This is a genomic window from Bacillus sp. 05T31, assembly GCF_056396725.1.
In genome coordinates, this window is the sequence record NZ_JBFTMA010000506.1 from 1 (window position 1) to 5,161 (window position 5,161).

7 protein-coding genes and 1 pseudogene are annotated in these 5,161 nt (G+C 32.9%); 2 read left to right on the forward strand and 6 right to left on the reverse strand.

Going from position 1 to position 5,161, the window contains the following annotated elements:
* The first annotated feature begins 142 nt into the window (after nt 1-142).
* Nucleotides 143-955 (forward strand): GNAT family N-acetyltransferase, encoded by an 813-nt coding sequence (locus AC1DJR_RS23075; RefSeq protein WP_002014261.1) that lies wholly within the window; start codon nt 143-145, stop codon nt 953-955.
* A gap of 124 nt (nt 956-1,079) precedes the next feature.
* Nucleotides 1,080-1,283, forward strand: a complete 204-nt coding sequence (locus AC1DJR_RS23080; RefSeq protein WP_000160408.1) for a CsbD family protein — start codon at nt 1,080-1,082, stop codon at nt 1,281-1,283.
* An 87-nt stretch (nt 1,284-1,370) separates the two neighbouring features.
* Here the strand turns inward: AC1DJR_RS23080 and AC1DJR_RS23085 are convergent, their stop codons facing one another.
* From AC1DJR_RS23085 to AC1DJR_RS23110, 6 genes and pseudogenes are all read right to left on the reverse strand, one after another.
* Nucleotides 1,371-2,240 carry a HoxN/HupN/NixA family nickel/cobalt transporter gene (locus AC1DJR_RS23085; RefSeq protein ID WP_477003587.1) on the reverse strand — a complete coding sequence of 290 codons (870 nt, stop codon included), beginning with the start codon at nt 2,238-2,240 and terminating at the stop codon, nt 1,371-1,373.
* A gap of 11 nt (nt 2,241-2,251) precedes the next feature.
* Nucleotides 2,252-2,593 (reverse strand): annotated as a pseudogene (locus tag AC1DJR_RS23090) (AmiS/UreI family transporter); the annotation flags it as partial.
* 18 nt (nt 2,594-2,611) lie between these two features.
* Nucleotides 2,612-3,433, reverse strand: coding sequence for an urease accessory protein UreD (locus AC1DJR_RS23095; protein ID WP_477003588.1), 822 nt, complete (start codon nt 3,431-3,433; stop codon nt 2,612-2,614).
* The gene (ureG, locus tag AC1DJR_RS23100; RefSeq protein ID WP_000594929.1) at nt 3,430-4,047 is read right to left on the reverse strand and encodes an urease accessory protein UreG; all 618 of its coding nucleotides are present in this window, start codon (nt 4,045-4,047) and stop codon (nt 3,430-3,432) included. Before ureG ends, AC1DJR_RS23095 begins: the two co-directional genes overlap by 4 nt.
* Nucleotides 4,048-4,061: 14 nt before the next feature.
* The gene (locus tag AC1DJR_RS23105; protein WP_429687846.1) at nt 4,062-4,760 is read right to left on the reverse strand and encodes an urease accessory protein UreF; all 699 of its coding nucleotides are present in this window, start codon (nt 4,758-4,760) and stop codon (nt 4,062-4,064) included.
* On the reverse strand, nt 4,738-5,161 hold a 424-nt coding region (locus AC1DJR_RS23110; protein WP_477003589.1), incomplete at its 5' end, for an urease accessory protein UreE. The genes AC1DJR_RS23105 and AC1DJR_RS23110, both read right to left, overlap by 23 nt.

The window sequence follows — 5,161 nt, forward strand, 5'->3', positions numbered from 1 at the left end:
CCTTTAATCTGTTTCCACTCCCTTCGACAGTTCGCTTCCATTTCCCTTCCAAAAAACCTCTTATTCTCTTACATTTCAACAGGAATCTCAGAAGAAAAATCGTATATGTACTATGAACTATATTAATTGACGGAGGAATCGTATGAGTACAATTATGACAGTCAATACAGCACAAGAAATCGAGAACGCAGAAATACACATGCTTTCTTCTAGATTAGAGGCACTACAAGAAATAAGCGGAAATCCAATGCAAGTACAAATGAAAAAGTTCGGGAGTGCCACTGCCTTTTCATCAAAAATAATTGCTGGTCCTGCTTTTAATACGGTAAAAGGCATTACATTTACAAATACAGATGAGATAGATGAAATCATCGCTTATTATCAATCACTACAAATCCCTTGCCGTTTTGAAATTACACCGGCTCAAGGTACAACTGAACTATTTCAATACTTATCTCAACAAGGGTTTTACCAATCGAGCTTCCATACCGCTTTATATAGCATACCGGGACAAGATTTTCCGCTTCCCCCTTCTAACATTTCAGTACGCAAACTGAAAGAAAATGAGTTTCATACTTTTGCAGATATTTATATACGCGGATTTAATATGCCGTCCTTTACAAAAAATGGTGTTCGTCAAAATAATGAAATTCTTTACAATAAACCAGGATGGCATTTTTTCATAGCCGAAGTTCAAAACACTCCTGCTAGTATAGGGGTACTTTATATAAACAAAGGTGTTGCTTCATTAGCTGCTTCTGCTACTTTGCCAGAATTTCAACGTAAAGGTTGTCATACCGTATTAATTCAAAAACGAATTGAGACCGCTCTTGAATCCAATTGTAATTTAATAGTTGGACAAGCAAGATTCGGTAGCGGCAGTCAAAATAATATGGAACGTGCCCATATGAAAATTGCTTATACAAAATCAATATGGACTGCGAAAGACATATAATTAACTTTCTATCCTGTTACTCATTTGAATATTCAAACTAAATTTGTTACGCTATTACTAGATACATCATTCAACTTGCAATATGAAAAGAGAATTCTACTCAAACTACAAGGAGGAGAAATGTATGACTAAACATGATCATGGTTTAAAAGAAAAAGTAGAAGGTGCCATTGATAAGGTAAAGGGTGAAGTAAAGGAAGTTGTCGGGAAAGTAACTGACAATAAAAAATTACAAGCCGAGGGAAAATGGGATAAGGTGAAAGGCACTGCTAAAGATACTGTCGGTAATGTAAAAGAAAAAGTACATGAATATAAGGAACATAAATAATAAAAAACACGTTAGATGCATTTTCATCTGACGTGTTTTTTAGTTCAGCTTATATACATAATTAACCAAATATCATACGGTATATTTTTATTTCTCTATACTCTTTGTAAGTGGTTCTTTAAATGCATTTCTATTCCATACAGCGAAAACAATAAGAGAAATAATAAAGAATACAACAAGACATATACCCAAATAATCAAAATTAACTACCTGAATGAGATTCCAAAACGGTCCCTGTAAATTATAGCTTTCAATAAGTAAAGATAATAGTTGATAACCCCCTATTAAAAAAGCCRTTATAACAGATATTGAGGTAATTAATACGTTATATGAATTTCTAATTCGACTATTTTCCATTGCCCACTTATAATTCGTATTCATGAATGTACTATCTAATGTATCCATCAACGACATTCCTGCAGCAAACAAAATGGGAAAAGCAAATATACTTACAAGCGGGATAGATTGACTTGTTGCAGTTACTGTAGAAAGAGCAATTAATCCGATTTCACTTGCTGTATCAAAACCAAGCCCAAATAAAAAACCGATCATATACAATTGCTTTTGACTATCAATAAACCTAAATAAGCGCTGCGTGAAACGATATATAAATCCTAAGTTTTCTGGTTGCTTATCCTCTTGGCTTCGTAACACTTTAATAAGGTACAACAGATTGGTAAGCCCAATAATAATAAGAAATGTACTAGAAACAATTGTACCGATAATACCGCCTATAGTAGAAAAACTCTCCATTCCATGTTTTGCTGTTTTTCCAATTAAAGCAATTAATACGATCATCACAAATACTACAGTAGAGTGTCCTAATGAGAAGTAAAACCCCACCCCCTGTGAGTTTTTACCTTTTTCAATTAATTTCCGAACAGTATTATCAATTGCGACAATATGATCACTATCAAACGCATGACGCAATCCTAAAGAATATGCAATAATAGCCATTCCAATTATGCTATTGCCCCACTCTCATGTAATTGATTCGCTATTCCCATAACCGTTGCAATAATAGCAACCCAAAGAGAATAGTAACCTACACCTGAAGAATCAAGTTCTAATATATTCGTAAGGCCAACATATAAATAAGTAAAACCAAATAAAAAAATAGTTCCATTAGATAGGATAGTCCACTCATTAGATTGACTTCCTGTAAATAATAAATATAGTGGTGTCAAAGTTTGTAATGCCCCTACAAATAAATTGAAGTACCCTACACTTTTGCTATCAATGAGTTTAAAAGCTGCTAGTGCATTCATGAATAGAACTGCACCGACAAATAATAATCCCACATTAGTCATAGTATCCCCTTCTCCTACTTAATATTTTCGATAGGATGTTAATTCTTCATGCAGACAATTCTCTCTAACAAAACGATGACACTGAAAAAATATAGACTCCATATCCTCTGTATTATGACTAAGTATGCGTATGACAAAGCCTTTACATGGCATAGAAGATATTCCAATCTTCATATTGTTAGTGTTAGAAAGCGAAGTTTTCAATGCTGCAATTAAATCATTTGTAATGTTCTCATTAATAACCATGAAAGTACCATAATGGGAATATTGATTTAATATTCCCATTTGATCTARCGACTCTTTGAAAGGGTTTAACAATAGATGATCGTAAACTACAAGTTTGTTTTCCATATATAYTTTTGTTAGCGAATCAAAATACTGGTATGTGAACTTCTCCATATTTGGAGACCAACCAGGCGTAACTGAATCGCATAAAATCAATGTAGAATTATTTTGCATATATATATTTRYTTTTTGCTTATATGCTGCATCCTTGTACATAATCAACGGATCTGGTAAATACTCCATAACAGCATTTTCACCAATATAAACATTCAATTCTTGCAAAGCATAACTATTTGGAGTCTTGTAAACTTTCGTTGCTGATTGGCTTGTTATATATGTTTTCGCATCTTCATGAACATTTATATTTATAGAATAGAAGTCTCCTTTTAAATAACCTCCACCAGAATTCATGATATAGTAATATGCTCTACCATAATCGTCCAAATATATTGGCTGCGTTACTTTTAAGGCATCTTTATGATAAACCTTAATAGGTACCGTTTTATGTCTCTTTTCCATCACATCAATGTTTAAGACACCTGTAGGGGCTTTCATTTCTTCAATCCTTCTAACATGATGTTTTGTCGCATCCAATTTATTAATCCCTGTAAGCCTTCCTCATCCTTCAAATTTGTAAAAAAATATGGTTTATTATGTCGGTAATTTTTCGTATCCTGCTCCATAACTCCAAGATCAGCCCCTACATAAGGTGCCAAATCCGTTTTATTAATCACAAATACATCAGATTTGATCATTCCTTGTCCACCTTTACGAGGAATCTTTTCTCCTTGTGCTACATCAATAATATAAATTGAAAAATCCACTAGCTCTGGACTAAATGTGGCAGCTAAATTATCACCCCCACTTTCAATAAAAATAATATCTAAATTACTATGTCTAATCATGAGCTCTTCAATTGCTTCAAAATTCATAGAAGCATCCTCTCGAATTGCTGTATGTGGACACCCTCCTGTCTCTACACCAATAATTCTATCTTCTGGTAAAACACCCGTTTTCAATAAAATCTTTGCATCTTCTTTCGTATAAATATCGTTTGTAATTGCTGCAATTTCATAATCTGTATTTAAATATTTTGTTAACTTTTCAACTAACATTGTTTTCCCAGCACCTACGGGGCCACCAATACCAATTTTAATAGGTTTTATCATTTTATTTTTCCTCCCTATGACATGAAGACTCTTACATTTACATCTTCATGTTGCATTTGATTTATTTCGAATTCAGGATCATTCAATCCAAAATTCTCTAATGAAAGTATTTGAATTTTATCAATAGATTCACAGATCAATTCATGGCATTCTTGTAATAGTTTTTGACCATCTGTTTGTCCAAGAGGAATGGCTCTCACACCATTTTGAATTATGCTTCCAACACTTGAATATAAGAAAACTAAGAGCGTTTCTTCTATTGTCATTTTCAATTCCGCCCCTAATATTCCGTATACGATACTCGGATGACCTTGTAATTTATTACCCATAACATCTTCTTTGTATATATTTAAATTTGCAAATGAGAACAGTTCACACAATAGTTTAGAAGTACTTTTACTAATCATTCTATTTGCTCTTCTACATTCAAAAGGCAATGTTTGTGCTGTTATTAAATCATCTAAAAATGTAATTTGTTTTCCATCATTATTCTTAGTGGCTTCGTAAGTATATTTGCAAATTAAGCCGTCCGTGTGTGTTAATTGCACTTTTACATATCGATTAATCCATTTGAAAAATTCKCCTTTATTTGTAACTTGTCCCTCTTGAATAAATGTTTCTAATCCAAAAGAGTGACTAAAACTTCCTGTTGGGAAGTTCGAATCACTAATTTGGAGTAGGTTAAGTAGGTTAAATATGTTTGTGTGAAGCATGCTTGAACGGTTTGGGTAATACTCTATTTTCTTTTTGATAAGGAACACCTTCCTTTTTGAGTAAATCTTCTACTAAGTAGTCGTTCGCCAAAATCATACACCCTTCATCGAATTGTGCTGGCAAATGTCTATTTCCTAAGTTATGCGCAATAATTCCCATTTCTTTTATTGACGTTGGAGTAATTACAATTACCTCTTCTGGTAACACTTCAATATATACAATACGATGTTCATCTTCATATAAAATATCACCGTTCTTTAATGTTTCTCCATTATCTAAAGACACCCCAATTTCAAAACCAGATTCTGAATATAATTTCTGGACCCTCTTTAGTAAAAGCTCACTAGAAATCAATATTCTATCAAGATGCTTTTTTGTATTTGCAAAATCATTCATATTG